Source organism: Sphingomonas mollis (assembly GCF_016427505.1).
GTDB lineage: Bacteria > Pseudomonadota > Alphaproteobacteria > Sphingomonadales > Sphingomonadaceae > Sphingomonas > Sphingomonas mollis.
On sequence record NZ_JAELXS010000002.1, the window covers coordinates 119,555 to 142,614 of the forward strand.

The window sequence follows — 23,060 nt, forward strand, 5'->3', positions numbered from 1 at the left end:
CTCAGCGCTTGCCCCGCGGCGGCGATCCCTTGGGCGCGCCGGACGGTGGACCCTTGCGCGACGGTTTCACCGCACGCGGCGGATGGCCACGACCACCCGCCGGCCCCTTGCCGCCGCCACGGTTCGCGCTCAACGTCCCCGACGTCGCGGTGCGTGGCCGATCATCGCCAGTGCGGGCAGGGCGGTCGCTCCGGAATGTCGGTGCACGCGGCCGGTCGCCTGCTTCGGTACGTGGTGACTGGCTGCGGGGACGATCACCCCGCTCCGGCCGATCCCGAAAATTGCCCGTCGGCCGATCCCCGCGCGGCGCGAACGACCGGGGGCGATCGCTCGCTTCCGAGCCGTCACGCCGCTGCCCGGTGGCCGGACGGCCTTCGCGCGGATATTGCGTGCGCGGCCGATCCACCGCTTCCGACCGATCACGATACGGCGCGGCAGGACGGTCGCTGCGCGGCGCGAACGAGCGCGGGCGTTCGCTGCCATCGCGCGGCACGGCGGCGGGACGCCCCTCGCGCGGCGCGGCCGAACGCGGCCGATCGCCGGCATCATATCGCTGCGGACGTTGCTCGCTGCCGGAGCGATCACGCGGCTGCCGGTCCGATCGTCCGCCACGCGCGCCCGCGTCGGACAGCTGGAAACGGCCGGTCGCCGGCCGCGCTTCACCCGTATCGCCGGGACGACTGGGCCGGGTACGGCTGCCCCAGCCACTGTTGGGCTTGGCGGCAGCGGCGCGGGCAGGGGCCGCGCGTACCGGCGCACGAGCCGGTCGCGCCTCGGCGGCCGGCCGCTCCACCGGCGCGGCAACCGGTGCCGCCGGGGCAGGCTTTGCAACCTTGCTCCGCGGCTCGACGGTGACGAGCGATTGCAGGTCCGCTCCCTTCGCACGCCGTGGTCCGGCCAGCGTCTTGGTGAACGCGACCAAATCATGTTGCTTCACCTCGCCGACCTCACCCGGCGGCAGGTCGCCCAGCACGAACGGCCCGTAGCGCGTCCGGATCAGGCGCCCGACCTGTAGCCCCAGATGCTCCAGCACCCGGCGGACCTCACGGTTCTTGCCCTCCGACAACGTCAGTTCGATCCAAACATTGGCGCCGGTGCGGCGTTCCAGATTGGCGTCGATCGGGCCGTACCGGATACCCTCGATTTCGATCCCCTCGATCAGGTCCTCCAGCATCGCCTGCGTCACATCGCCATAGGCACGGGCGCGATAGGTACGCTCGACCCCGGTGGCGGGCAGTTCCAGCTGGCGTTTCAATCCGCCGTCGGTCGTCAACAGCAACAACCCTTCCGTGCCAAGATCGAGCCGCCCCACGGGCACCGTGCGCGGTAGATCGGTGGGCAGGCGATCATAGATCGTCGGGCGACCGGCCGGATCACGCTCGGTGACGAGCAGGCCGGTCGGTTTATGATACAGGAACAGCCGTGCCGCCTCGGGCGCCGCGACCGGGTGGCCATCGACCGTGATGCCGTTCAGCGATGTCAGCACCGTGGCCGGGGTGTCGAGCGCGACACCATCCAGCGCGATGCGGCCTTCCGCGATCATGCGTTCGACCTCCCGGCGCGACGCGATGCCGGCGCGAGCGAGAAGTTTGGCGATGCGATCGCCCGTACGGGGCTCGGAGTCATTCATGACCGGCCGAATACATGCTCTGACGCGATCAGGCGAAAAAATCTTTGCGCCCGATAGGGTCGGGGCGCGTTATGACACGCAAGCGTAACAAGGGGCGGGGCGCCATGCTGTTCGGTAAGAAGAAGCGGCACATCGTCCGATTGCTGGTCGTCGAGGACGAACCACTGGTGGCGTTCGACAACGAACATGTGTTGTCGGAGGCGAAGTATGAAGTGGTCGCCACGGTCGACCGGGTGGCGGACGCCATCGATATCCTGTCCGACGGGCAGGCGATCGACCTTATTCTGGTCGACATCAATCTGGCCGATGGATCGGGGCTGGACGTCGCCCGCGCTGCACGGCAGCGCGATATTCCCGTGATGTTCGTGACTGGCTCCCTGCCGCCCGAGGCGGCGGAACTGGCTGCCGGCTGCCTGTCAAAACCTTATAACCAGCGCGACCTGCTGTCCGCGATCGTCGCAATCGAGGAGGGATTGCAAGGCAAGCCACCGAAGCGCCTGCCGCCCGGTTTCCGGTTGTTCGCGCCCGCCGCGTAACGCTTCCCTCCATCGCGATGGTCGCTATGGTCGCTCGCTCTCATAAGGAGCGGGCATGGGCGATACGGTGACGCAGGGACGGTGGCGGGACGGCGTGGCGCCGTATTTCGAGCGGCAGCCGCTTGCCGCGCTGGCGCTCGGTATCTCGTCGGGTTTTCCTTATGCGATGATCGGCGCGACGCTGACCACGCGACTGGCCGCCAGCGGCATCGACAAGAAGACCGTCACCGCGTTCAGCCTCGCCTTCCTCGTCTATAACCTGAAATGGCTATGGGCGTGGGTCGTCGATGGCGTCCGCCTGCCGCTGATCGGCCGATTGGGCCAGCGTGTCTCGTGGCTGATCGTGACCGGCCTGCTGGTGATCGCGGCGGTCGCCAATCTGGCGCTCGTCGATCCGTCCGCCAGTATCGGCGCGACCGCGACGGCGGCGATCCTGGTCGGCGCGGCGGGCGCCACATTCGACATCGTCATCGACGCCTACCGGATCGAGATACTGGCGCCGCGTCAGTTGGGCGTCGGTTCGGGCATGAGCCAATATGGCTGGCGGATCGGATCGGCGGGCGCAGGTGCGCTGGCGCTGGTGGTCGCGGAACGGCACGGATGGAGCGCCGCCTATCTGGCCTGCGCCGCCTTCGCCTTGCCGGCGATGGTGGCGGGACTGGTATTGGGTGAGCCAGTCCGGCGGCGTGATCCCGTCGTTCAGCGCGGCTTCGCCGAGGGGCTGAAGGCGATCTGGGGACCGTTCGTGCAGTTCTTCGCGCGCGACGGCGCGCTGCTGGTGCTGCTGTTCATCCTGATCCACAAGATCGGCGACACGCTGGCCAACCTGACGTTGCGGCTGCTGTTCGACGATCTGGGCTTCACCGGCGACGAGATCGCCTTCTACGACGTCGGCGTCGGCTTCATCGCCTATCTGGTCGGCATCTTCGTCGGCGGCATACTCTACGCGCGGATGGGGATGAAGCGGTCGGTGCTGCTCGCGCTCGTTCTGATGGCGGTATCCAACCTGTCCTTCGCCGGACTGGCCGCGGCCGGGCATTCCAACATCGGCATGGCCGCCGCGATCGGGTTCGAGAACGCGGCGAGCGGATATGGCGGCGTCGTCGTCATCGCGTATTTCTCCGCCCTGTGCGACCTTCGCTTCACCGCCGCACAGTTCGCGCTGATCTCCGCCGCCGCCAGCATCGTCGGCCGGATCGTCACCGGCACCACCGCGGGCGCGTTGATCGAGCGGTTCGGCTATGTCGATTTCTATCTGTCGACGACGCTGTTGGCCCTGCCCGGCGTCGTCCTGTTCTGGTGGATGAGCCGGACCGGCCTGGTCGATCAATCGATCGGCAGCGCGGGCATCACGGGTGAGGGCGATGCCCGCGATGTCCCGTAAGCTGCCCGGTCTCAGCTGACGGGACGCCCCTCATCGGCAAAGGCGGCGGTAACGGCGGCGGCGGCCATCAGCACGTTCTCGACCCGCCGGACCCCGAGCAGATCGGTGGTGAGCAGCCGCGCCTTTTCCGGCGCCATCTCGATCCGCCCCAAAATCGATACCAGCGCCGCCTCCGCCGGGGTCATGCGCGCGCAGCAGCAGGGCGCGATCGCGATCGTACCCGCCGCGGTCGACGCAAGTTCTGCCATCAGCACCCGCATCAGCACCAGCGGCCGACGAAAGCCCTGTCCGAACGCCGTGAAAAAAGCATGCGCCGCGCGGGCATCGGCCAGACCATGCGCCCCCATCCGCCGCATCGCAAACAACGCGATCCGCGCATTGACGCACGTAGGCAGCGCATGAGGCAACAGGGTGGTGGTATCGGTCGTCATCGGGGCGTCTCCGCTCGGGTCGAAACCAAGCCTCGCGCGTTCGTTATTGCAAGTCAATAGCAACTATGTCGGTAGTTCCTCATTGGCGGCGAGTGCCGAGCCAGCCAGATAAAGCGACCCGGCGATCAGCACGATACCGGCCGTTTCGACGCAGGCCAGGGCAGCCTCGACCGAATCGGCCATCGTCGCCTCCAGCCGGAGTTCATGCGCCAGTCCGGCCAACGCCGCCGGATCGTGATGCTCATGCCCCGGCACCGGCACGGCCACCACGCGGCCGACCGATGACGACAGCAGCCGCAACACCGCCGGCGCATCCTTGTTCGCCAGCATCCCCAGCACCAGCGTCACCGGCCGCCCCCGCGCGATCCCGCGCAGCGCCCGCGCCACCGGCGCGGCGGCGGAGGGGTTATGCGCCCCGTCCAGCCACAACTCGCTCCCATCCGGCAACAATGTGGTCAGCGGCCCCGGCGACAATCGCTGCATCCGCGCGGGCCACTGCGCCCAATCCGCCGCCGCGCGATACGCCGCCTCCGGCACCGCCAGCGCTCCCTGATGGCGCAGCATCGCGATCGCCAGTGCCAGATTGCGCGACTGATGCGCGCCGATCAGGCGGGGGCGGTGCGTGACGACCGAAAATCCCGGATCGGCATAGCGCATCGTGGTCCGAGCCGTTTCGCTATGCCATTCACGCCCCCGCGCCAGCACCGTCGCGCGCGCGACAGCGGCCACCTGCGCGATGCGATCCGCTGAGCCTCGCGGATAGTTCATCGTGACGAGCGGAACCCCCGCCTTGGCAATGCCCGCCTTTTCCCCGGCGATCGTCACCGCACCGCGACCCAAAAAGGATTCGTGATCCACCCCCAACGCCGCAATGCCGGTGACGGCCGGCGCGACGATGACGTTGGTGGCGTCCAGCCGCCCGCCCAATCCAACCTCGACGATGGTCGCCGCCGCCGGGGTTCGGGCAAACGCCAGGAATGCGGCGGCCGTCGTCACCTCGAAAAAGCTCGGACGGATATCCTCCGCGATATCCAGCACCTCGGCCAGCAGGTCGGCCAACGCCTCATCATCGATCAGCCGGCCGGCAACCCTGATACGTTCGTTGAACCGAACCAGATGCGGGCTGGAATAGACGTGGACGGACAACCCCGCCGCCTCGATCGCCGCGCGCAGGAATGCGCAGGTCGATCCCTTGCCGTTCGTCCCGGCGACATGGAACACCGGCGGCATCGACAGATGCGGATCGCCCAGTCGCGCCAGCAGGGCGGCGATCCGCTCCAGTCCCAGCACATCCGCGCCGGGGGACAGCATCGCCAGCCGATCAAGCTGATGCTGGACGGCGGCATGCGAAGAAATGGCATGATCGGGCATGATGGTTCCTCGCCCGTATCCTATGGTTTGCCGGTTACGCCGCCGCCGCGCGGTTACCGCAGAGATAACCGATCACCTGCGCCAGCCGATCGCGCAGTTCCTTTCGATGAACCACCATGTCCAGCATCCCGTGATCGAGCAGATACTCCGCTCGCTGGAATCCCTCGGGCAGCTTTTCACGGATCGTGCTTTCTATCACGCGCTGGCCGGCAAAGCCGATCAACGCGTTCGGCTCGGCGATCTGCACGTCGCCCAGCATCGCATAGCTGGCGGTGACGCCGCCCGTGGTCGGGTCGGTCAACACGACGATATAGGGCAGGCCGGCATCGTGCAGCATCTGGATAGCCACTGTGCTGCGCGGCATCTGCATCAGACTTAGGATACCTTCCTGCATCCGTGCGCCGCCCGCCGCCGTGAAGATCAGGTACGGACAGCGATCCGCGATCGCCGCCTCTACGCCGCGAACGAACGCCTCGCCCACCGCCAGACCCATCGATCCGCCCATGAAGGCGAAATCCTGCACGCCCATCACCACCCGGTGCCCCAGGATCGTGCCGCGCGCATTCAACAGCGCGTCAGTCTCGGTCGTCGCGGTGCGCGCGGCCTTGATCCGATCGACATATTTCTTAGAATCGCGGAATTTCAACGGATCTTCCGGCACCTTGGGCGCGGGCAGTTGAGCACAACTGCCCTCGTCCAGAATTTGCGAAAAACGGATTTTCGGCCCGATGCGCTCGTGATGCTCGCACCGCGGGCAGACATAGAGGTTCTCCTCCATCTCGCGCGTGAAGACCATCTGGCCGCATCCCTTGCACTTGTGCCAGAGATTCTCTTCCGGCTGGTCCTTCTTGGATTTGAAGGCCAGGGCATTGCGGACGTTGTTCAGCCAGCTCATCGGCCAGTTTCCTCGATACGATCGTTCCGGGCTGACGCAACGGCGTCGGCAAGGGAACGGATATAGGCGGTGACGGACGCCGGCGCATCCGCACCATGCTCCGCCACGACCTCGACGATCGCCGATCCGACGACCACCGCATCCGCGACCCGCGCCACGGCCGCGGCCTGTTTGGGGGTACGGATGCCGAAGCCGACCGCGATCGGCAGGTCCGTCGCCGCCTTCAGCCGCCCGACCGCTTCCTCGATCGACGCCTGCGCCGCCTGTTGCAGGCCGGTGATGCCCGCGACGGAGACATAATAAAGAAACCCCTCCGCGCCCTCAAGCACGGTCGGCAGGCGCGCGGCATCGGTGGTCGGCGTCGCAAGGCGAATCGGGGCAATGCCATGCGCGCGCAGTTGCGGGCCCAGCGCGTCGTCTTCCTCGGGCGGAATATCGACGCAGATGACGCCGTCGACACCGGCGGCGGCCAGCGCATCGGCGAACCAGTCCGCGCCCCGTCGCAGCATCGGATTGGCGTAACCCATCAGCACCAGCGGCACCGCCGGATGACGCGCACGGAACCCGGCAGCGATCGACAGGATGTCGGCGGTGGTGGTGCCGGCCGCCAGACTGCGGATGTTCGCATTCTGGATCGCCGGCCCGTCCGCCATCGGATCGGTGAACGGCATGCCCAGTTCGATCACGTCCGCGCCGCCCGCGACCAGTGCATCTAGAATGGCGGGAGTAGCGGCCGGTGTCGGATCACCCGCCGTGACGAAGGCGATCAGCGCCGGGCGATCCTTGGCGAACACGGCGGCCAGACGATTGATGGCACCCTCGCTCACATCTCGACTCCCAGCGCCGCCGCGACGGTAAAGATGTCCTTGTCACCGCGCCCGCACAGGTTCGCGAGAATGATCTGGTCGTCACGCATCGTGCGGGCATGGCGCGATACGGCGGCGATCGCATGGGCCGGCTCCAGCGCGGGGATGATCCCCTCGGTCCGGCACAGCAGCTGGAACGCGTCCAGTGCATCCTTGTCGGTCGCGCTGTCATACTGGACCCGGCCGATATCACGCAGCCACGCATGCTCGGGGCCGATACCGGGATAATCCAGACCGGCGGAGATCGAATGGCCCTCGGCGATCTGGCCGTCCTGATCCTGCAACAGATAGGTCTTGTTGCCGTGAAGCACGCCGGGGAACCCGCCAGCCAGACTGGCGGCGTGTTCGCTGCCCTCCAGACCATGGCCCGCCGCCTCGACGCCCAGCATCGCCACCGACGCATCGTCAAGGAAGGGATGGAACAGCCCGATCGCGTTCGATCCGCCACCGATCGCGGCGACGAGCATGTCGGGCAGGCGACCGGTCCGCGCCAGCATCTGCGCCCGCGCCTCGCGTCCGATCACGCTCTGGAAATCGCGGACGAGTTCGGGATAGGGGTGGGGACCGGCGGCCGTGCCGATGATGTAGAACGTGTCGTGGACGTTCGCGACCCAGTCGCGCAGGCCCTCGTTCATCGCATCCGACAGCGTCTTTGCGCCCGACGTGACCGGCCGCACCTCGGCACCCAGCAACTTCATGCGGAACACGTTGGGCTGTTGCCGCTCGACGTCCTTGGCACCCATATAGATAACGCAGGGCAGACCGAACCGAGCGCAGACCGCCGCGGTGGCGACACCATGCTGACCCGCCCCCGTCTCGGCGATGATCCGCGTTTTTCCCATGCGGATGGCCAGCAGGATCTGGCCGATGCAGTTGTTGATCTTGTGCGCGCCGGTATGGTTCAGCTCGTCGCGCTTGAACCACACCTGTGCGCCCATGCCCGCATCGACCCCGGTCCGCAGCGCCTCCGACAGGCGTTCCGCGTGATAGAGCGGGCTGGGGCGGCCGACATAATGCTCCAGCAGATCGTCGAACTCCGCCTGAAACGCCGGGTCTGCCTTCGCCGCGCGATATTCGCGCTCGAGATCGAGGATCAGCGGCATCAGCGTTTCGGCGACATAGCGGCCACCGAACTGGCCGAAATGACCACGGTCGTCGGGCTGGGCGCGGAAGGAGTTGGGTGCGTGGAGAGGGGATGCGTTCATGACTGGGCGGCCTTAAGGAACCGGGCGATCTTGTCCATATCCTTGACGCCCGGCGCGCTTTCCACGCCCGACGATACATCGACCAGTGCCGTTCGGGTACGGGCGATCGCGTCGGCGACATTGTCGGGATCGAGGCCCCCGGACAAAGCCCAGGGCAGCGGATGTCGGAAGCCCGCCAGCAACGACCAGTCGAATCGCAATCCCATGCCACCGGGCAGCGCCGCGTCCTCGGGCGTCTTCGCGTCGTACAACAACCGATCGACCGCTCCGACAAAACCGGGAGCCGCATCAAGGTCACCGCGCGTCTTTACGGCGACCGCCGCCCAGACATTCTTGCCCAGCTTCGCGCGAATAGCCGCCGCACGGGCCGGCGTCGCCTTGTGTAGCTGGATGACGTCGAGTAGCGGCGCCGCTCGTTCCAGCAACAGATCGTCCGGATCGACGAACACCCCCACCCGCGCGACATGATCCGGCACCCGTGCCGCCAATTGCGCCGCGGTGTCGAAATCCAGATTCCGGGGCGAGGGTGGGAAGAACACGAAGCCGACATGGCTCGCCCCGCCCGCCAGCGCGGCATCGAGAGTAGCGGCGGTGTTCAGACCGCAGATTTTGACCAGCATTGTCTCTCTTCGCGCTTCGACCGGATAATGACAACCGTCGCTCAGGATTACGCGGCGGCGGCCAGCACCTCGCCGTGGAACGTCTCCATCTGCGCCAGCGACTTGGGCGTCAGCGTCACGACATCCTGGTCGCGGTGAACCATGTCCTCGGCCACCAGATGCTTCAACCAACGTTCGCCCACCGTCCAGTTCTTCGATGTCATATTGATGAGATTATCGCTGTAGATCGTTTGTTTCCGGATCGAAGCAATAAACAGATGGAGCAGCATGTCCCAACCATATTCATCGAATATATCTGACGGAAAATGGCCGTATCGCAAGGCACGCAGCGCGACCTGTGTCTTGGCCAAGTCCAGCGCATTTTCGTATCTTGCCATTATTATCCTCCAAATAAGGATAGCAATTATGCCCTATTCGTGGTTGGCACAATGCATCTTCCCGACAAATATTTGAATCTGATACAGATTAGCTTTAGGCATGTGACCTATGTTAAGCGCGACTTCCACCGATCCTTTAAGACAGGCGCTCGTCCACGCGCTCCGCTGTGCTGACACGGTGGGCAACACACTTGTGTCGGCGCTCCTCGAACACTGTCTGGCCGTGCTGGACAGCCCGCCGCCTGATTGACTAGAGGGTAGCGGCGATCGCCCGCGCGGCAGCGTCCGGATCGTCGGCCTGTGTGATCGGGCGGCCAATCACCAGGATCGACGCACCGGCATCCATTGCGGCGCGCGGCGTCACCACCCGCTTCTGATCGCCCACCGGTCCGTCGGCAGGCCGTACGCCGGGCACGACGAAGAACCCCCTGGGCCAGATCGCCTTGGCCGCCGCGACTTCCGCGCCGGAACAGACGATGCCGTCGACCCCTGCCTCCTGCGCCAGGGCGGCGAGCCGTACGACATGGTCATGGGCATTGCCCTGCACGCCGGTAGCCACCAGATCGTCGGCATCGAGACTGGTCAGCATCGTGACCGCGATCACCTTCGTACCCAACGGTGCGGCTGCCTTGGCGTCTTCCAGCATTGCCCGGCCACCCGATGCATGGACGGTCAGGATCGCCGGCTCCAGCGGCGCAAGCGCCTGCACCGCCTTGGCCACGGTATTGGGGATGTCGTGCAATTTCAGGTCGAGGAAGATCGGCAGACCGAAACCCGCCATCTCACGAGCCCCGGGCTGGCCATGCGCCGCGAAGAATTCGAGGCCGAGCTTCAGGCCGCCGACATGGGTATGCACCCGGTCGGCCATCGCCTTGGCGCGGGTGAGGTCGGGCGTATCGATCGCGACGAAGACGCGGCTGGTCATCAGAGCAATCCGTTGCCAGCGGGCGCGATCGGCGTCGGCGCCAGACCGGGTGACGGCTGCGCAACGGGCGACACCGGCGACATCGGCGCGGTCGCGGCATGCAGCGCGCGCGTTTCCGCCAGCGTCCGCTCGCACGTCGTCAGCCGCTGGTTCAGCCGCCACCGGCGCGCAGCCTGCCACCCCAGCGTGGGCAGCAGTCCGAGCAGAAACGTGAAGAACAGCAGGAAGGGCAGGTTGACGTCAGCCACCAGTCCACCGGGCAGGCGGATCGGCACCGCCGTCCAGTTGCCGATGGTGAATGCCGCGGCCAGAAACGCGAGCAGGCACCAGAACAGGATTTTCAGGAACTGCATGCGGTTCTCCCTTCGCCCATATCGCTAGCGACCACGGCACGACTTGGCCAGCCTTCAGCCGATTTCACGCCGCAACGAGGCGATCAGCGGCCCGATCGCCGTCAGCCGCCGCTCCTCCTCGTCCAGGATCGCCACGAACGCCTGCCGCTTCACGGCCGCGATCCGGCCGGCCCTCAGGCGCGCGGAGGCGGGCAGGGCCGATACGACGATATCGATCAACCGTTCCGCCCCGTGCAGCCGCCCCCAGATATAGTCGTTCTCCCGGTAGGCGCGGCTGAAGAAAGCGCCGAAGCTGTTGAACTGGATACCCTTCAACGTCGCTTCCGCACCGCCGGCCCGGATCGTCGTGGCGTCATCGGGGGCGATACGATCGACCTTGATCGCATCGAATTCGTCCAGCCCCTCGCCCTGCAACAGCGGCAGCGTCGCACCGTCGAAGAAAGGAAACCCCAGATAGGCGAGCAGCAGGGGTCGCCGCGCATGGCGATCCAGTCCGGCGAGCGCGGTCGACAATCGCTCGTCCGCCTCCGCATCCAGCCGCGCCAGATCAAGCGATGCGGCCAGCAGGTCGAGGAACGGGCCGGCATCGTCCCGCAGCTCGCGCGCCATCGGCCGCAGCGCGCGATGCGGCTCGCTGCGTTGCGCATCGAGATAGGGGGCAAGCGATAGATAAATCGCCTCCCGCATCGGCGTCAGCAGGGCATCGGCTTGCGCTTCCTCCAGTTCGCCGAGCCGTCTGGCCAACAGACGCAGCCGGCGGATGCGATAACCGATATCGAAGCGGCGCAGGAAATCGATCGCCCCTGCGCTCGCCCCCACCTCGCCCGCGCCGGCCGTCGCGATCGCCGCCGACCGCATTCGGTGATGCCCGGCGCCATGATCGCCTGCGACCGCATCCGTCAGCACCGCCAGCGCATCAAGCACACCGTCCAGCTTCAGATGGTTATAGGCGACATATCCATATCCCGCCTGCGCCGCCGCCGCCGTCTGCGCCCGCCGACGCCACGTCGCCAGCCGCCGGGGCGTCGGCCGGTCGAGGAACAGCGTCCGCCCGAACAGCGACTCGACCTCCGCCTCTACCGCCGGTCGGATCGCATCCACGATGCCGGCCAGTCGCTCGACCCGACCGGACCGGGCGGCCAGTGCATCCAGATTGTCGCGGATCGGCTGCTGGCGGGGCAGTTCGCTCAGCGCGCCCAAAATGGTCTGGAAAAATCCCGGCGTCTCGCCACCGCCGGCCAGTCGAAATTTCAGCCCCGGAAACGGATCGATATACACGAACCGGCGATCCACCTGCCGACGGGCGGGCCGTTCCTTCAGCGCATCGATCGCGGGGCGAAAGGGCGCGTTGGCCAGCACCGATCCGTCGATCAGCACGGCCTTGTCCGCCCGTCCGGCAGCGGCATGGCGAGGCAGGATGCGGCGCAGGAACGCCCGCCGCCCCGGCCATGCCGTGCCGCGTGCCTGCAACACCGTATCGATCTCCCCGACCGAAAACGGCGGAAAGGCCCCCGGAAAACTCGACGTCGCCCGTGCCGCAAAAGCGAGTTCAGGCATCGCCGCCAACGTATCGACGGGCTCGCCCGCATCGGAAAAGCTGACGACGACCCGGTGCTCGGTCTCGACCACTTCGGGCGGAGAATTGAGGGGCAATCGTTCCGGATGCCCCCCGAAGTCGGTCACCGTCACGAACAGGTCCAGCGGCTGGCCGGGCGGCAACAGGCGCGGGCCACGCGGGGCCGCATCCATCGCCGCCAGCGCGTCGAGCAACAGGCCGCTGAACGTCTCGCCCCCGAACGGCGGCTCGAACCAGCGCGAACGGACGAAGCGCGACATCTTCGCCCGCACTTCGTCGCGCGTCGCGGCGTCGTCCAGTTCGTCCACCGCCTCCTTGCTGCGCCCTGCCGCCATCCACGCGAGCGGCAGCGCCCACGCCTTGGAAAAGCGCGATGCGGGGGCGGCGGCCGGATCGATCAGCGCATCGACATCCGCCGACGTCAGCCACAGGTCGGTCAGCGGATCGAGCGACTGTCCGGTGGCGATCGCCTGCGCCAGAAAAATGCCGTTGATCCCGCCCGCCGACGCTCCCGCGACGATATCGGCCAGCACCCGGAGCTTCAGCCCGCCCTGTTCCTCGATCTCGCCCAGCAGCGTGTGATAGACGATGTCGGTGCCCGCGACCGGCGTCTCGCCAGCGTGATAGGCATGGCTGGCGCGGGCAAGTCGCCATACCTCCTTGGTGATGCCGTGCATGTAAACCGCCAGGCTGATGCCGCCATAACAGACCAGCGCCAGCCGCAGCTCCTTTTCATGCATCGGCAACATCCACTCCACTTGGCGGTATCACGTCCAGCATTGCCCAGATCGGCAAATGGTCTGACGCCTTGCGTGCGGCGGCGCTGGCATGGACCCCGCATTCCACCACGCGCAGATCGCGAGAAGCCATGATCCGGTCCAGCCGGGCGATCGGCCGGCGGGCATGGAACGACGCGCCCGTACCCGCCACCTGATAATCGCGCCCGAAGTCGCGCAGGCATCCCGCCGCCGCACTCCATTCGTTCAGGTCGCCCATCAATACTGTCGGATGGATGCTGTCCCGATGGGTCACATGCGCCAGGATCGCCGCCGCCTGCCGCCGCCGCCACAGGCCGGACAGGTCCAGATGCATGCCCACCACCCGCAACACGACATCGCCGATCGCGATGTCGGCGGTGACGGCCCCGCGCGGCTCCAGCGCGGGCAGGTGGATCGCCTCGCACCCGACGACGGTCGCGTTCTTGCGCACCAGCAAGGCGTTGCCATGCCACCCCATCGACGTCGCGCGAAGCCCGACCGCGACATGCTTCCAGTCGCTATGATCCTCCAGCAGATGCGGCGGGATCACACCGGTCCGCGCGCCGAAGCGGCGATCCGCCTCCTGCAGCGCGACGACATCGGCGTCGATCTCCCTTAACACATCGAGGATTCGTTCGGGGTTCCGGCGGCGGTCGGCGCCAATCCCCTTATGCATGTTGTAGCTGGCGACTTTTATCATTCCGGCTACGCAACGCAGAACCGATGGCCCCGGTTGCAGAACACTGGCCGATCGTAAATGGCTTCGGCTAAAGGCGATCGATGGTCGACGAATATGCCCATGGCCGGCGAGACGGCCTGCGCCTCGCACTCTCCATCCTTGCAGCGGAGGAGGCGAAGTGGGCGGCACTGCTCGGTGAAAGCCCGTCATGGCGAACGAATGCCATCCGTGAGGTGCGGCACAAGACCCTGCAGGTCGCGCAGAAGCGCATCCAGACGGTACTCAATCGATCGAAGCCGAAGGATGACGCCGCGGTGGACGCCGAACTGGCATCGGCCCTCGAAAAGGTCGGGCTTTGAAGAACACCACATACCCGCCAGCCATCGTCTGCTAGACGCCGCCCGGCAGGAGACGACAATGGCAGGAACGGCAAAGGAATGGGATGGGGCCGCCGTCCGCAAATGGCTGGAAAGCCGCGTCGTGGCCGCACGATCCGATCAGGTGGCGGCGGAGCGGGGCGGCAGGGACCGACAGGACGATTGCGACAAGGCGACGGCCGAGGAAATGGTCTGTTCCTTCCTCAAGGGGAGCAGATCGGTCGATGCGATGGAATCTTTCTCCGCCGAACTAAGATCCCTGCTCGATCGTGACGACTATATCTGGCGCGGCGTGTATGACGATGCCCGGTTCGACCGCCATGTCCGCACCTACATCAAGAAACTGGCGCGGATGACCAAGACGAACGACGGGTTCGGGAATATCGCCCATTATCAATGACGACGACATCGGCTCACCACCGGCTGGGCCACAACGAAAGATGCAACGGCACCATATGAATTCGACCGATCGGGATTTGCAGGCGCTGGGCTGGGACGAGCATTTCGACCGGCAATTGTCGGTCGAGGAAGCGGCCTATTGCCGGGCCGTGCGGGTGATGTCGGTCCATCGCGGCAAGATCGCCGTTGCCGGCGCCGGCTGGGCAGGGTTCTGCTCGCCGCATATCCCCGGCGCCGCCCCGTCCGATCTTCACCCGACGGTCGGCGACTGGTTGCTGATCGCCGCCGCCACCCTGCAACCGGTCCGCGTCCTCGACCGGAAGAACCTGTTCAAACGGCGCGCCCCCGGCGATCCCCGGCGGGAACAGATGATCGCCGCCAATGTCGACACGGTCTTCATCGTCGCCTCATGCAACCAGGATTTCAGCGTCGCGCGACTGGAACGCTATCTCGTGATGTCGCGCGAGGTTGGCGTGAACGCGGTCGTCGTTCTCACGAAGACCGACCTGACCGATATGCCTGAAACATTCGCCGAAGCCGCACGCGCGATAGAACCCGGACTGGTCGTCAGGACCGTAGATGGCCGCGATCCCGCCGACGTTGCCGGTCTTGCCGACTGGTGCGGTCCGGGCAAGACGGTCGCGTTTCTCGGATCATCGGGTGTCGGCAAATCGACCCTCGTCAACACGTTGCGCGGCTCCGACAGCATCGCCACGCAGGCGATCCGCGAGAATGACGGCACTGGACGGCACACGACGACGGTCCGCGAGATGCATCGCCTCGATCATGGAGGATGGCTGCTCGATCTGCCCGGCATGCGGGAACTGCAACTGTCGGAAGCTGCCGGTGGTATCGCCGAAGTCTTCGACGATTTCGCCTCGGCGGCGGCGGAATGCCGGTTCTCGAACTGTTCGCACGGCAACGAGTCCGGCTGCGCCGTCCGGGCCGCGATCGAAACGGGCGCGTTGACGGTGGAGCGTCTGGAGCGCTGGCGGAATCTGGCGGCGGGAGAAGGTACTTCGCAAGCCGCGAAACGCCGGTCGCGATAGAAACCGGACCCTTATTCGGTCGCCCGGGCGGGCGGCAGCATCCGCTCGACGGCAAGCACCCCCAGCGCCGATGCCGACAGGCACGCCGCCAGAAACAGCATCGGCCCCGTGTCGCCGCCGGTCCGATCCCGGATCGCCGGCACCACGGCCTGTGCGACGAACCCGCCCAGATTGCCCACCGAATTGATCGCCGCGAACCCGGCCGCCGCCCTGGCACCCGACAGGAAGCGGGGCGGCAACGTCCAGAACACCGGCTGACCGGCAAAGATCGCCGCCGCCGCAAAGCTGAGCAGGACGAACCGGATCACGACGTCATCGACGATCACGCTCGCCACAAGGAGCACCGCCCCGATCAGCGCCGGCCCCGCGGCATGCCAGATCTGGTTCCGGAACCGCGCAGCATGGCGCGGCACCACCCACAGCGCCAACCCGACCAGCGTCCACGGGATGATGTTGAGGAAGCCATTGACGGTATTCGACACACCGAAGCCGCGCACGATCGTCGGCAACCAGTAACTCAGCCCGTACGCCGCCAGTGGAAATCCGACATAGACCAGGCATAGCAACACCACCCGCCGATCGCGCAATGCCGTCAGCGCGTGGCCCTGCTCCGCCGCCACGGCTGCCGGTGGCTCGGCCAATTCCTCCGCCAGCCACGCCTTCTGCTCCGCCGTCAGCCAGCGCACGCTATCGGGCGCTCGCGGCAACAGGAACAGCACGGCGGGGGCGAGCAGGATCGCCGGCAGACCCGTCGCCAGAAATACCCATTGCCACCCCGCCAGCCCCCAGGTGCCGCCCTGATCCAGCAGAAACCCGCCGATCGCCGCCCCGACCGCATTGGCCACCGCGCTCGCCAGCATGAACAGCCCGACCGCACGAGCCCGGTGCCGCGCCGGAAACCAGAGCGTCAGGACATACAGCACACCCGGAAAGAACCCGGCCTCCGCCACGCCCAACAGAAATCGCAGGATGTAGAACGCCGTGGCATTGGGCGTGAATGCCAGCAGTAACGTCACCACGCCCCAGCTCGCCATGATCCGCGCGAACCAGACACGCGCGCCAACCCGGTGGAGGAGCAGGTTGCTCGGCACCTCGAACAGGAAATAGCCGATGAAGAACAGCGACGCACCCAGCCCGAACGCCGCCTCGCTCAGCCCCAGCGCGTCCACCATCTGCAACTTGGCGTAGGAGATGTTCTGGCGATCGATATACGCGATCAGGTACAGCAGGCCCAGGAACGGCATCAGCCGCCACGTCACCCGGCGAACGGTCGCCTGCTCCACATCGCTCATCCGCTCTCCTTCGGCGGCCCGATCTGACCGCCAGGCCACCTGAACCTGTGGAAACATGGTGCCGGTTGCAGGAATCGAACCCGCGACCTTCGGTTTACAAAACCGCTGCTCTACCAGCTGAGCTAAACCGGCGCGGAGGACCCCATGCGTCATGCGACGCCGAAGGTCCAGCCCTCCGTTTGCGCAATCTGCGTCGTCATCGCGGGCGGGTGCCACAGCCCGTCGTCGCCCGACCGTGCGCGCAGCCATGCGGCGGTCACAATCGCGTCGGTGGCATGGTCGTCGTACCTCGCTAGCGGTCGATGCGCCGCCGACCCCAGCACGGCGAGCGCCGCATCCAGCGCCACCGCATTGCGAATCTTGCTGCGCCCCTTGCGCATCCCGGCGGCACGCGCTGCGATCGTCGTGTAGATTTCGACCACCAGCGGTCCCTCGTCCGGCACCGGATCGAATGGCCACAACGGCACCTGCGGCGCCAGCGCATGAAGCAGTCGCATGCCCGCGAAACTTGCCTTCGCCACCTGCGCCGCGCCGATCGCGTCGTACACCGTGGACGGCTTGCGCCCACCCTCCGCCAGTAATTCGCACGTTCGCCAGTGCAGGAACGACGCCTTGGCGCCATCCGCCGCCCCCAGATAGAAATGCCGCCCCCGCCGCCGTTCCAGAAATGTCGCCGCGCCCAGATCGGCATCGTCGCATTCCGCCTCGACATAGGCCCACAGCGCCAGTGCATCGGCGGTCGGCGGTTCACCCGGCAGATGCGCCCCTCGCGCTACGAACGGCGCGGAGAAGCTGAAGTCGAACCCGACCAGCAACGGCGTCCCTCGCTGCGCCAGCAGCCATTCCAGCACCCCGCCGCGCGACCACACGCCCCCCGGCGGCTCGACCAGCACCGGCGCCGCGTCGCCTGCCTCGCACAACGCAACCGCTATGCCGCGATGCCGCGTTCCCTTCGCGCCCGACCAGTCGATCGCGGCGAAACGCGTGAAGCGATCAGGGGCGATCGCCGAGCGCCTTGCGCCGGGTGATCGAGGCCACATCCCACCACGCCCGCGTTACGACCAACCGCACGCGGTTGGCATCGGCGGTGCCATAGCGGACCAGCAAACCCGGCCACCCCTCATAATGCGGCGTCTGCCAGAAGGTCGCGGGATCGGTATCGATCAGCACCTCCTTCTCGGCGAATGGACTGCGGACATGGAAGCTGCCCGCCTCATGCCCGGATGACACGAACATCCGGCCACCCGTCTTGATCGCCGGCTGCCCGTAAGAGGTGGATGCCTCGGTATGTGGCAGCGTCAGGGCAAACGCCGCGACCTCCGCCCAATCCTTCGCTGGATCGCGCCCGCAGGAACCGCCCGCAACAGCCTCGAACTAATCGCGTTTCGCATGCCGCATCTCCTCCCACCACGCCATCCGTTCGGCCACCCGCTTCTCATGCCCGCGTCCGCTGGGCTCGTAGAAGCGCTGCGGCGCCATCCCCTCCGGCCAGTAATCCGCGCCGGAGAAGGCCTCCTCGCTGTCATGGTCGTATTCATATCCCGCGCCGTATCCCATGTCGCGCATCAGCTTCGTCGGCGCGCCCAGGATATGCTTGGGCGGGCTGAGCGATCCGCCCTCCTTCGCCGCCCGCCACGCCGCCTTTTGCGCGGTATAGACGGCGTTCGATTTGGGCGCGGTCGCCAGATACAGGCACGCCTGCACGATCGCCAGTTCGCCCTCCGGGCTGCCGAGGAAGTCATACGTGTCCTTGGCGGCGATGCACTGCACCAGCGCCTGCGGATCGGCCAGGCCGATGTCCTCCACCGCCGCCCGCGTCAGCCGGCGCAGCACGTAGAGCGGCTCTTCGCCGGCCACCAGCATCCGCGCCATATAGTATAGCGCCGCCTGCGGATCGGACCCCCGGATCGATTTGTGAAGCGCGGAGATCAGGCCATAATGCCCCTCACGATCCTTGTCGTACACCGCCACCCGCCGTTGCAGCAGCGCCGACAACCCGGCCGGATCGAGCGGCGCGGGCAGATCGATCGCGAACAACGTCTCCGCCTGATTGAGCAGGAAGCGACCATCGCCATCAGCGCTGGCGATCAAGGCGTCACGCGCGGCGGGATCGAGGGGCAGGGGCCGTCCCTCCACCTCCTCCGCCCGCGTCAGCAACTGGTCCAGCGCCGCCCGGTCCAGCCGGTGCAGGATCAGCACCTGCGCGCGACTAAGTAACGCGGCGTTCAGTTCGAACGACGGATTCTCCGTCGTCGCTCCCACCAGCGTCACTGTCCCATCCTCGACAAAGGGTAGGAAACCATCCTGTTGCGCGCGGTTGAACCGATGGATTTCGTCCACGAACAACAACGTGCGCTTGCCCGCCCGGCCATGGTCCTTCGCCTCGGCGAACGCCTTTTTCAGGTCGGCGACACCGGAAAAGACCGCCGAGATACTGGTGAAGCGCAACCCCACCGCATCCGCCAGCAACCGCGCGATCGTCGTCTTGCCCGTTCCCGGCGGTCCCCACAGGATCATCGACGACAGGCGTCCCGCCGCGACCATCCGCCCGATCGCGCCGTCCGGGCCGGTCAGGTGATCCTGCCCGACTACCTCGGCCAGCATGCGTGGCCGCAACCGGTCGGCCAGCGGCGCATCGGCGGGGGGAATGTTGGTGGGGGCAGGGGGTTCGAACCCGGCAAACAGGTCGGCCATCGCCGTCATGTAAGTCGCTGGCAATCTCCCGTCACGCATTTGATACAAAGATATATCTTGAGTAGGTCTTGACGACCGATCGATCAGATATATCTTGAACGTATCAAGACACAGCAAGGACGTTTCATGTTTTCCCATCATCATCACGAACACAAATGCGGACCCCGCGGCGGCCGGTGGCAGCGCGGCCCGATGTCGGTCGAATGGTCGTTCACCGGTCCGGAACGTGGCGGTGGCGGCCGGCGCGGTCGGATGTTCGACGGCGGCGAACTGCGCCTCGTCCTCCTTCGCCTGATCGCCGACGAACCGCGCCACGGTTACGATCTGATCCGCGAGATCGAAGCAATGACCGGCGGCGCCTATGCTCCCAGTCCGGGCGTGGTCTACCCCACGCTGACCCTGCTCGACGAGATGGGCCTGATCGGCGAACAACAGTCGGAAGGCGCCAAGAAGCGCTTCGCGATCACCGACGCCGGCACCACCCATCTGGCCGAGCGGTCGGAAGAGGTCGCGGGCCTGCTCGACCGGCTGCGCGCGCTGGGCGAACATCGCGAGCGGACGGACGGCGCACCGATCCGGCGGGCAATGGGCAATCTGAAGGTCGCCCTGTCCGATCGGCTGGGTCGCGGCGAGTTTTCGGAGGAGACGCTGCACGACGTCGCTGCGTTGATCGATGAGGTCGCCCAGAAGATCGAGCGACTGCGGTGAGCGTCTCGGTCGCCCGCGTGCCGACGCAATCGGCCAGTCGCTATCTCCAGCAACTGGCCAAGCACTGGAGCCACAAGATGGAGGTGGCCTTCACGACCGAGGAAGGGACGATCACCTTTCCGAACGGCGCCCGCCTCGTCATGCGGGCGGCCAGCGATACGCTGGATGTCGAGTTGTCCGTGCCGGATGAAGGCGACGTGGCACGGATGCGCGACGTGGTGTCCAGTCATCTCGACCGCTTCGCCTTTCGCGAGGCACCGCTGACGTTCGACTGGCAGAGCGCCGGCTGATCCGTGCCTATCGACGCGCCATCACCGCCAGATAGGCGTCGAGCACCGCCTCGTTGATCGTGTCCCAGCGATAGGTCGCCGCCTTCGCATGGCCGGCGGCACCCATCGCCCGGCGCAGCGCCGGATCGGCGACGATCCGGCCGATCGCATCGGCATAGGCCGCCGCGTCGCGGGGCGAGACGAGGAAACCCGTCTCGCCCTCGTCGACCAGATCGCTGGCCCCGGTCGCCCGCGCGGCGACGACGGGAACGCCGGCCGCCATCGCCTCCAGCGTCACATTGCCGAACGTCTCGGTCACCGACGGATTGAAGAACACGTCCATCGACGCGACCGCCCGGCCCAGCGCCTCTCCCCGTTGGAAGCCGGCGAATTTGGCGGTCGGCACCTGTTCGGCGAACCATTCCCGTGCCGGCCCGTCGCCGATTACCAGCACCTCGTGCGGCACGCCGCGCGCGCTCAGCGTCTTGGCGACCTCGGCGAACACGTCGAGGCCCTTTTCCTTCACCAGCCGGCCGAGGAAGCCGATCGCCACCGCATCGTCGGCGATGCCCAGTTCACGCCGCCACGCCGTATCGCGTCGTGCGGGCTTGAACCGGTCGTGATCGACGCCCCGCGACCAGATATCGATCGGCGTCGTCACGCCCCATTGGCGCAGGATGGTCGCGATACCGGGCGTCGGCACCAGCACCTCGTCGCACCGCCCATAAAAGCGCGCGAGCAGCCGTTCGATCGGCCGTTCGAGAATGCTGAGGCCGTAATAGCGGGGATAGGTCTCGAACCGGGTGTGCAACGACGCGACAACGGGAATATCCTGACGCCGGCCCCAGCTGACTGCCCGGTGCCCGAGCAGTTCCGGCGCGGACACATGCACGATGTTGGGCGCGAACGTCGCCAGATCGCGCTTCACGCTGCCCGACAGCCCCCGCGCCATCCGATACTCGCCGCGACCTGCCGGCAACGGGATCGCCGGTACGTCGACCAGATCGCCGGTCGCCGGAAAAGCCGGGTTGGCGACGGTCGGCGAATAGACCCGCACAGCGACGCCGCGCGACAGCAAATGCCCCACCAGCAGGTTCAGCGCCTGATTGGCCCCGTCCCGTACATAATTGTAGTTGCCGCTGAATAGGGCGACGCGGAGGTCGGATGCCTGCATGGAGCGGCGCGGATAGCGCCGCGACGGCCCAAATGCCACCGTCCATCGCCTCCGATCGCTCGCCGTGCATTGTGTTCCCGTATCGTTCCGCCTAAATTGCCAACATGGCGAAACCGCAAAAGCGATATGTGTGCCAGGCGTGCGGCTCGGTCGCATCCCGGTGGCAGGGACAGTGTGCGGACTGTTCCGAATGGAACACGCTGGTTGAGGAGGCGAGCGCGGTCGTCACGCCGTTTGCGGCCAAGCACAACCTTCATGGCGGCGGCCGCTCGATCGTCCTGACCTCGCTCGATGCGGAGGTCACGCTGCCTGAACGGATGGCGACCGGCATCGCCGAATTCGACCGCGCGCTGGGCGGCGGCTTCGTCGAAGGGTCGGCGACGCTGATCGGCGGCGACCCCGGCATCGGCAAATCGACGCTGCTGTTGCAGGCTGCCGCCCGCATGGCGCTTGCCGGCCATTCGGTCGCCTATGTCTCTGGCGAGGAAGCCGCCGATCAGGTCCGCCTGCGCGCCCGCCGCCTCGGCCTCGGCAATGCCCCCGTGCAACTCGCGGCGGCCAGTTCCACCCGTGACATCCTGACGACGCTGTCGACCGGCGCGCCGCCCGCGCTGCTGGTGATCGATTCGATCCAGACCATGCACTCCGACTTGATCGAGGGCGCGCCCGGCACCGTCAGTCAGGTCCGCGCCTCCGCGCAGGAACTGATCCGCTTCGCCAAGGAACGCGGCACCGCGCTGGTGCTGGTCGGCCATGTCACAAAAGACGGCACGATCGCCGGTCCGCGCGTCCTCGAACACATGGTCGACACCGTGCTGGCGTTCGAGGGCGAGCGATCGCACCAGTATCGTATCCTGCGCGCCATCAAGAATCGCTTCGGTGGCACCGACGAGATCGGCGTCTTCTCGATGCAGAGCGAGGGACTGGCCGAGGTCGCCAACCCCTCCGCGCTGTTCCTCACCCACCGCGAAGAGGGCGTGACCGGCGCCACCGTCTTCCCCGCGCTGGAAGGGACACGGCCGGTGCTGGTCGAGATCCAGGCGCTCGTCGTCCGTTTGGCCAGCGGTGCTACGCCGCGCCGGGCGGTGGTCGGCTGGGACTCCGGCCGCCTCGCGATGATCCTCGCCGTGCTGGAGGCGCGCTGCGGCCTCAGCTTTTCGACCGCGGAGGTCTATCTGAACATCGCCGGCGGTTACCGCGTGCAGGACCCCGCCGCCGATCTCGCCGTCGCGGCCGCACTGGTGTCCGCCCTGTCGGAACGGCCGGTGCCGTCGGAATCGGTCGCCTTCGGCGAGGTCGCCCTGTCCGGCGAACTCCGCCCCGTCGCCCACGGCCCGCTCCGCCTGAAGGAGGCGGGCAAGCTCGGTTTCGAACGCGCCCTCGTCCCCATCGCGGTGGCGAAGGACGGCAAGGGAGAGGGGGCGATGCAGCTCACCGGCTTCCGCACGCTCGGCCAGTTCGTTGACCATATGCTGGGGCGCGGGTAGGCGAA

Annotated in this window: 25 protein-coding genes and 1 tRNA gene; 8 read left to right on the forward strand and 18 right to left on the reverse strand. The window is 66.8% G+C overall.

Features of this window, described 5'->3' with window-relative positions:
* Nucleotide 1: 1 nt before the first annotated feature.
* Complete coding sequence (locus JAO74_RS18665; RefSeq protein ID WP_233150661.1) at nucleotides 2-1,630, reverse strand: pseudouridine synthase; 1,629 nt, start codon at nucleotides 1,628-1,630, stop codon at nucleotides 2-4.
* A 104-nt stretch (nucleotides 1,631-1,734) separates the two neighbouring features.
* Between JAO74_RS18665 and JAO74_RS04005 the strand changes: the two genes are divergently transcribed.
* Complete coding sequence (locus JAO74_RS04005) at nucleotides 1,735-2,166, forward strand: response regulator (RefSeq protein WP_199036058.1); 432 nt, start codon at nucleotides 1,735-1,737, stop codon at nucleotides 2,164-2,166.
* A gap of 55 nt (nucleotides 2,167-2,221) precedes the next feature.
* Nucleotides 2,222-3,550, forward strand: a complete 1,329-nt coding sequence (locus tag JAO74_RS04010) for an AmpG family muropeptide MFS transporter (protein ID WP_199035420.1) — start codon at nucleotides 2,222-2,224, stop codon at nucleotides 3,548-3,550.
* An 11-nt stretch (nucleotides 3,551-3,561) separates the two neighbouring features.
* Here the strand turns inward: JAO74_RS04010 and JAO74_RS04015 are convergent, their stop codons facing one another.
* The 11 genes from JAO74_RS04015 to JAO74_RS04065 form a co-directional block, all read right to left on the reverse strand.
* A complete protein-coding gene (locus tag JAO74_RS04015; RefSeq protein ID WP_199035421.1) occupies nucleotides 3,562-3,981 on the reverse strand; it encodes a DUF6628 family protein in 420 nt (139 codons plus the stop codon).
* Nucleotides 3,982-4,044: 63 nt separating this feature from the next.
* Nucleotides 4,045-5,352, reverse strand: coding sequence for a bifunctional folylpolyglutamate synthase/dihydrofolate synthase (locus tag JAO74_RS04020; protein WP_199035422.1), 1,308 nt, complete (start codon nucleotides 5,350-5,352; stop codon nucleotides 4,045-4,047).
* A gap of 34 nt (nucleotides 5,353-5,386) precedes the next feature.
* Nucleotides 5,387-6,247: an acetyl-CoA carboxylase, carboxyltransferase subunit beta gene (gene accD / locus JAO74_RS04025; RefSeq protein ID WP_199035423.1), complete on the reverse strand. Its 861-nt coding sequence runs from the start codon at nucleotides 6,245-6,247 to the stop codon at nucleotides 5,387-5,389.
* Nucleotides 6,244-7,059 carry a tryptophan synthase subunit alpha gene (trpA, locus tag JAO74_RS04030; RefSeq protein ID WP_199036060.1) on the reverse strand — a complete coding sequence of 272 codons (816 nt, stop codon included), beginning with the start codon at nucleotides 7,057-7,059 and terminating at the stop codon, nucleotides 6,244-6,246. The genes accD and trpA overlap by 4 nt, the downstream gene beginning before the upstream one ends.
* A gap of 11 nt (nucleotides 7,060-7,070) precedes the next feature.
* Nucleotides 7,071-8,318 (reverse strand): tryptophan synthase subunit beta, encoded by a 1,248-nt coding sequence (gene trpB / locus JAO74_RS04035; RefSeq protein ID WP_199035424.1) that lies wholly within the window; start codon nucleotides 8,316-8,318, stop codon nucleotides 7,071-7,073.
* On the reverse strand, nucleotides 8,315-8,938 hold the full coding sequence (locus JAO74_RS04040) for a phosphoribosylanthranilate isomerase (RefSeq protein WP_199035426.1): 624 nt from the start codon (nucleotides 8,936-8,938) through the stop codon (nucleotides 8,315-8,317). Before JAO74_RS04040 ends, trpB begins: the two co-directional genes overlap by 4 nt.
* A 47-nt stretch (nucleotides 8,939-8,985) precedes the next feature.
* On the reverse strand, nucleotides 8,986-9,315 hold the full coding sequence (locus JAO74_RS04045) for a hypothetical protein (protein ID WP_199035428.1): 330 nt from the start codon (nucleotides 9,313-9,315) through the stop codon (nucleotides 8,986-8,988).
* A 250-nt stretch (nucleotides 9,316-9,565) separates the two neighbouring features.
* Nucleotides 9,566-10,240, reverse strand: coding sequence for an orotidine-5'-phosphate decarboxylase (gene pyrF, locus JAO74_RS04050; RefSeq protein ID WP_199035430.1), 675 nt, complete (start codon nucleotides 10,238-10,240; stop codon nucleotides 9,566-9,568).
* Nucleotides 10,240-10,593, reverse strand: a complete 354-nt coding sequence (locus JAO74_RS04055) for a hypothetical protein (RefSeq protein WP_199035432.1) — start codon at nucleotides 10,591-10,593, stop codon at nucleotides 10,240-10,242. The genes pyrF and JAO74_RS04055 overlap by 1 nt, the downstream gene beginning before the upstream one ends.
* Before the next feature lie 54 nt (nucleotides 10,594-10,647).
* Nucleotides 10,648-12,909, reverse strand: coding sequence for a patatin-like protein (locus tag JAO74_RS04060; protein WP_199035434.1), 2,262 nt, complete (start codon nucleotides 12,907-12,909; stop codon nucleotides 10,648-10,650).
* Complete coding sequence (locus tag JAO74_RS04065) at nucleotides 12,902-13,627, reverse strand: endonuclease/exonuclease/phosphatase family protein (RefSeq protein WP_199035436.1); 726 nt, start codon at nucleotides 13,625-13,627, stop codon at nucleotides 12,902-12,904. Before JAO74_RS04065 ends, JAO74_RS04060 begins: the two co-directional genes overlap by 8 nt.
* An 80-nt stretch (nucleotides 13,628-13,707) precedes the next feature.
* Between JAO74_RS04065 and JAO74_RS04070 the strand changes: the two genes are divergently transcribed.
* From JAO74_RS04070 to rsgA, 3 genes are read left to right on the forward strand one after another with little or no spacing between them, the layout of a single operon-like run.
* Nucleotides 13,708-13,965 (forward strand): hypothetical protein, encoded by a 258-nt coding sequence (locus JAO74_RS04070; protein ID WP_199035438.1) that lies wholly within the window; start codon nucleotides 13,708-13,710, stop codon nucleotides 13,963-13,965.
* Between the two features lie 58 nt (nucleotides 13,966-14,023).
* Nucleotides 14,024-14,383: a hypothetical protein gene (locus JAO74_RS04075; protein WP_199035439.1), complete on the forward strand. Its 360-nt coding sequence runs from the start codon at nucleotides 14,024-14,026 to the stop codon at nucleotides 14,381-14,383.
* Nucleotides 14,384-14,438: 55 nt separating this feature from the next.
* Nucleotides 14,439-15,431, forward strand: coding sequence for a ribosome small subunit-dependent GTPase A (gene rsgA, locus JAO74_RS04080; RefSeq protein WP_199035442.1), 993 nt, complete (start codon nucleotides 14,439-14,441; stop codon nucleotides 15,429-15,431).
* Nucleotides 15,432-15,442: 11 nt separating this feature from the next.
* Here the strand turns inward: rsgA and JAO74_RS04085 are convergent, their stop codons facing one another.
* From JAO74_RS04085 to JAO74_RS04105, 5 genes are all read right to left on the reverse strand, one after another.
* Entirely contained in the window at nucleotides 15,443-16,723 is a 1,281-nt protein-coding gene (locus tag JAO74_RS04085) for an MFS transporter (protein WP_199035444.1), read from the reverse strand.
* A 56-nt stretch (nucleotides 16,724-16,779) separates the two neighbouring features.
* Nucleotides 16,780-16,855, reverse strand: a tRNA-Thr gene (locus tag JAO74_RS04090).
* Nucleotides 16,856-16,872: 17 nt separating this feature from the next.
* The gene (locus tag JAO74_RS04095) at nucleotides 16,873-17,763 is read right to left on the reverse strand and encodes a hypothetical protein (RefSeq protein ID WP_199035446.1); all 891 of its coding nucleotides are present in this window, start codon (nucleotides 17,761-17,763) and stop codon (nucleotides 16,873-16,875) included.
* On the reverse strand, nucleotides 17,717-18,025 hold the full coding sequence (locus JAO74_RS04100) for an MmcQ/YjbR family DNA-binding protein (protein WP_199036062.1): 309 nt from the start codon (nucleotides 18,023-18,025) through the stop codon (nucleotides 17,717-17,719). Before JAO74_RS04100 ends, JAO74_RS04095 begins: the two co-directional genes overlap by 47 nt.
* A gap of 72 nt (nucleotides 18,026-18,097) precedes the next feature.
* On the reverse strand, nucleotides 18,098-19,417 hold the full coding sequence (locus JAO74_RS04105; RefSeq protein WP_199035448.1) for a replication-associated recombination protein A: 1,320 nt from the start codon (nucleotides 19,415-19,417) through the stop codon (nucleotides 18,098-18,100).
* A 126-nt stretch (nucleotides 19,418-19,543) separates the two neighbouring features.
* Here JAO74_RS04105 and JAO74_RS04110 point away from each other — a divergent pair, with 126 nt between their 5' ends.
* Together JAO74_RS04110 and JAO74_RS04115 are read left to right on the forward strand one after the other, a co-directional pair.
* Nucleotides 19,544-20,125 carry a PadR family transcriptional regulator gene (locus JAO74_RS04110; RefSeq protein ID WP_199035450.1) on the forward strand — a complete coding sequence of 194 codons (582 nt, stop codon included), beginning with the start codon at nucleotides 19,544-19,546 and terminating at the stop codon, nucleotides 20,123-20,125.
* Nucleotides 20,122-20,415 (forward strand): DUF2218 domain-containing protein, encoded by a 294-nt coding sequence (locus JAO74_RS04115; protein WP_199035452.1) that lies wholly within the window; start codon nucleotides 20,122-20,124, stop codon nucleotides 20,413-20,415. The genes JAO74_RS04110 and JAO74_RS04115 overlap by 4 nt, the downstream gene beginning before the upstream one ends.
* A 7-nt stretch (nucleotides 20,416-20,422) precedes the next feature.
* Here the strand turns inward: JAO74_RS04115 and JAO74_RS04120 are convergent, their stop codons facing one another.
* Entirely contained in the window at nucleotides 20,423-21,568 is a 1,146-nt protein-coding gene (locus JAO74_RS04120) for a glycosyltransferase family 4 protein (RefSeq protein ID WP_199035454.1), read from the reverse strand.
* Between the two features lie 104 nt (nucleotides 21,569-21,672).
* Between JAO74_RS04120 and radA the strand changes: the two genes are divergently transcribed.
* On the forward strand, nucleotides 21,673-23,055 hold the full coding sequence (gene radA, locus JAO74_RS04125; RefSeq protein WP_199035455.1) for a DNA repair protein RadA: 1,383 nt from the start codon (nucleotides 21,673-21,675) through the stop codon (nucleotides 23,053-23,055).
* The last annotated feature ends 5 nt before the right edge of the window (nucleotides 23,056-23,060 follow it).

Bases quoted from the DNA above. Each gene is read 5' to 3' on its own strand.
- JAO74_RS18665 (WP_233150661.1), bottom strand. From the start codon at position 1,630: ATGAATGACTCCGAGCCCCGTACGGGCGATCGCATCGCCAAACTTCTC.
- JAO74_RS04005 (WP_199036058.1), top strand. From the start codon at position 1,735: ATGCTGTTCGGTAAGAAGAAGCGGCACATCGTCCGATTGCTGGTCGTC.
- JAO74_RS04010 (WP_199035420.1), top strand. From the start codon at position 2,222: ATGGGCGATACGGTGACGCAGGGACGGTGGCGGGACGGCGTGGCGCCG.
- JAO74_RS04015 (WP_199035421.1), bottom strand. From the start codon at position 3,981: ATGACGACCGATACCACCACCCTGTTGCCTCATGCGCTGCCTACGTGC.
- JAO74_RS04020 (WP_199035422.1), bottom strand. From the start codon at position 5,352: ATGCCCGATCATGCCATTTCTTCGCATGCCGCCGTCCAGCATCAGCTT.
- accD (WP_199035423.1), bottom strand. From the start codon at position 6,247: ATGAGCTGGCTGAACAACGTCCGCAATGCCCTGGCCTTCAAATCCAAG.
- trpB (WP_199035424.1), bottom strand. From the start codon at position 8,318: ATGAACGCATCCCCTCTCCACGCACCCAACTCCTTCCGCGCCCAGCCC.
- JAO74_RS04040 (WP_199035426.1), bottom strand. From the start codon at position 8,938: ATGCTGGTCAAAATCTGCGGTCTGAACACCGCCGCTACTCTCGATGCC.
- JAO74_RS04045 (WP_199035428.1), bottom strand. From the start codon at position 9,315: ATGGCAAGATACGAAAATGCGCTGGACTTGGCCAAGACACAGGTCGCG.
- pyrF (WP_199035430.1), bottom strand. From the start codon at position 10,240: ATGACCAGCCGCGTCTTCGTCGCGATCGATACGCCCGACCTCACCCGC.
- JAO74_RS04055 (WP_199035432.1), bottom strand. From the start codon at position 10,593: ATGCAGTTCCTGAAAATCCTGTTCTGGTGCCTGCTCGCGTTTCTGGCC.
- JAO74_RS04060 (WP_199035434.1), bottom strand. From the start codon at position 12,909: ATGCATGAAAAGGAGCTGCGGCTGGCGCTGGTCTGTTATGGCGGCATC.
- JAO74_RS04065 (WP_199035436.1), bottom strand. From the start codon at position 13,627: ATGATAAAAGTCGCCAGCTACAACATGCATAAGGGGATTGGCGCCGAC.
- JAO74_RS04070 (WP_199035438.1), top strand. From the start codon at position 13,708: ATGGTCGACGAATATGCCCATGGCCGGCGAGACGGCCTGCGCCTCGCA.
- JAO74_RS04075 (WP_199035439.1), top strand. From the start codon at position 14,024: ATGGCAGGAACGGCAAAGGAATGGGATGGGGCCGCCGTCCGCAAATGG.
- rsgA (WP_199035442.1), top strand. From the start codon at position 14,439: ATGAATTCGACCGATCGGGATTTGCAGGCGCTGGGCTGGGACGAGCAT.
- JAO74_RS04085 (WP_199035444.1), bottom strand. From the start codon at position 16,723: ATGAGCGATGTGGAGCAGGCGACCGTTCGCCGGGTGACGTGGCGGCTG.
- JAO74_RS04095 (WP_199035446.1), bottom strand. From the start codon at position 17,763: ATGTGGCCTCGATCACCCGGCGCAAGGCGCTCGGCGATCGCCCCTGAT.
- JAO74_RS04105 (WP_199035448.1), bottom strand. From the start codon at position 19,417: ATGGCCGACCTGTTTGCCGGGTTCGAACCCCCTGCCCCCACCAACATT.
- JAO74_RS04110 (WP_199035450.1), top strand. From the start codon at position 19,544: ATGTTTTCCCATCATCATCACGAACACAAATGCGGACCCCGCGGCGGC.
- JAO74_RS04120 (WP_199035454.1), bottom strand. From the start codon at position 21,568: ATGCAGGCATCCGACCTCCGCGTCGCCCTATTCAGCGGCAACTACAAT.
- radA (WP_199035455.1), top strand. From the start codon at position 21,673: ATGGCGAAACCGCAAAAGCGATATGTGTGCCAGGCGTGCGGCTCGGTC.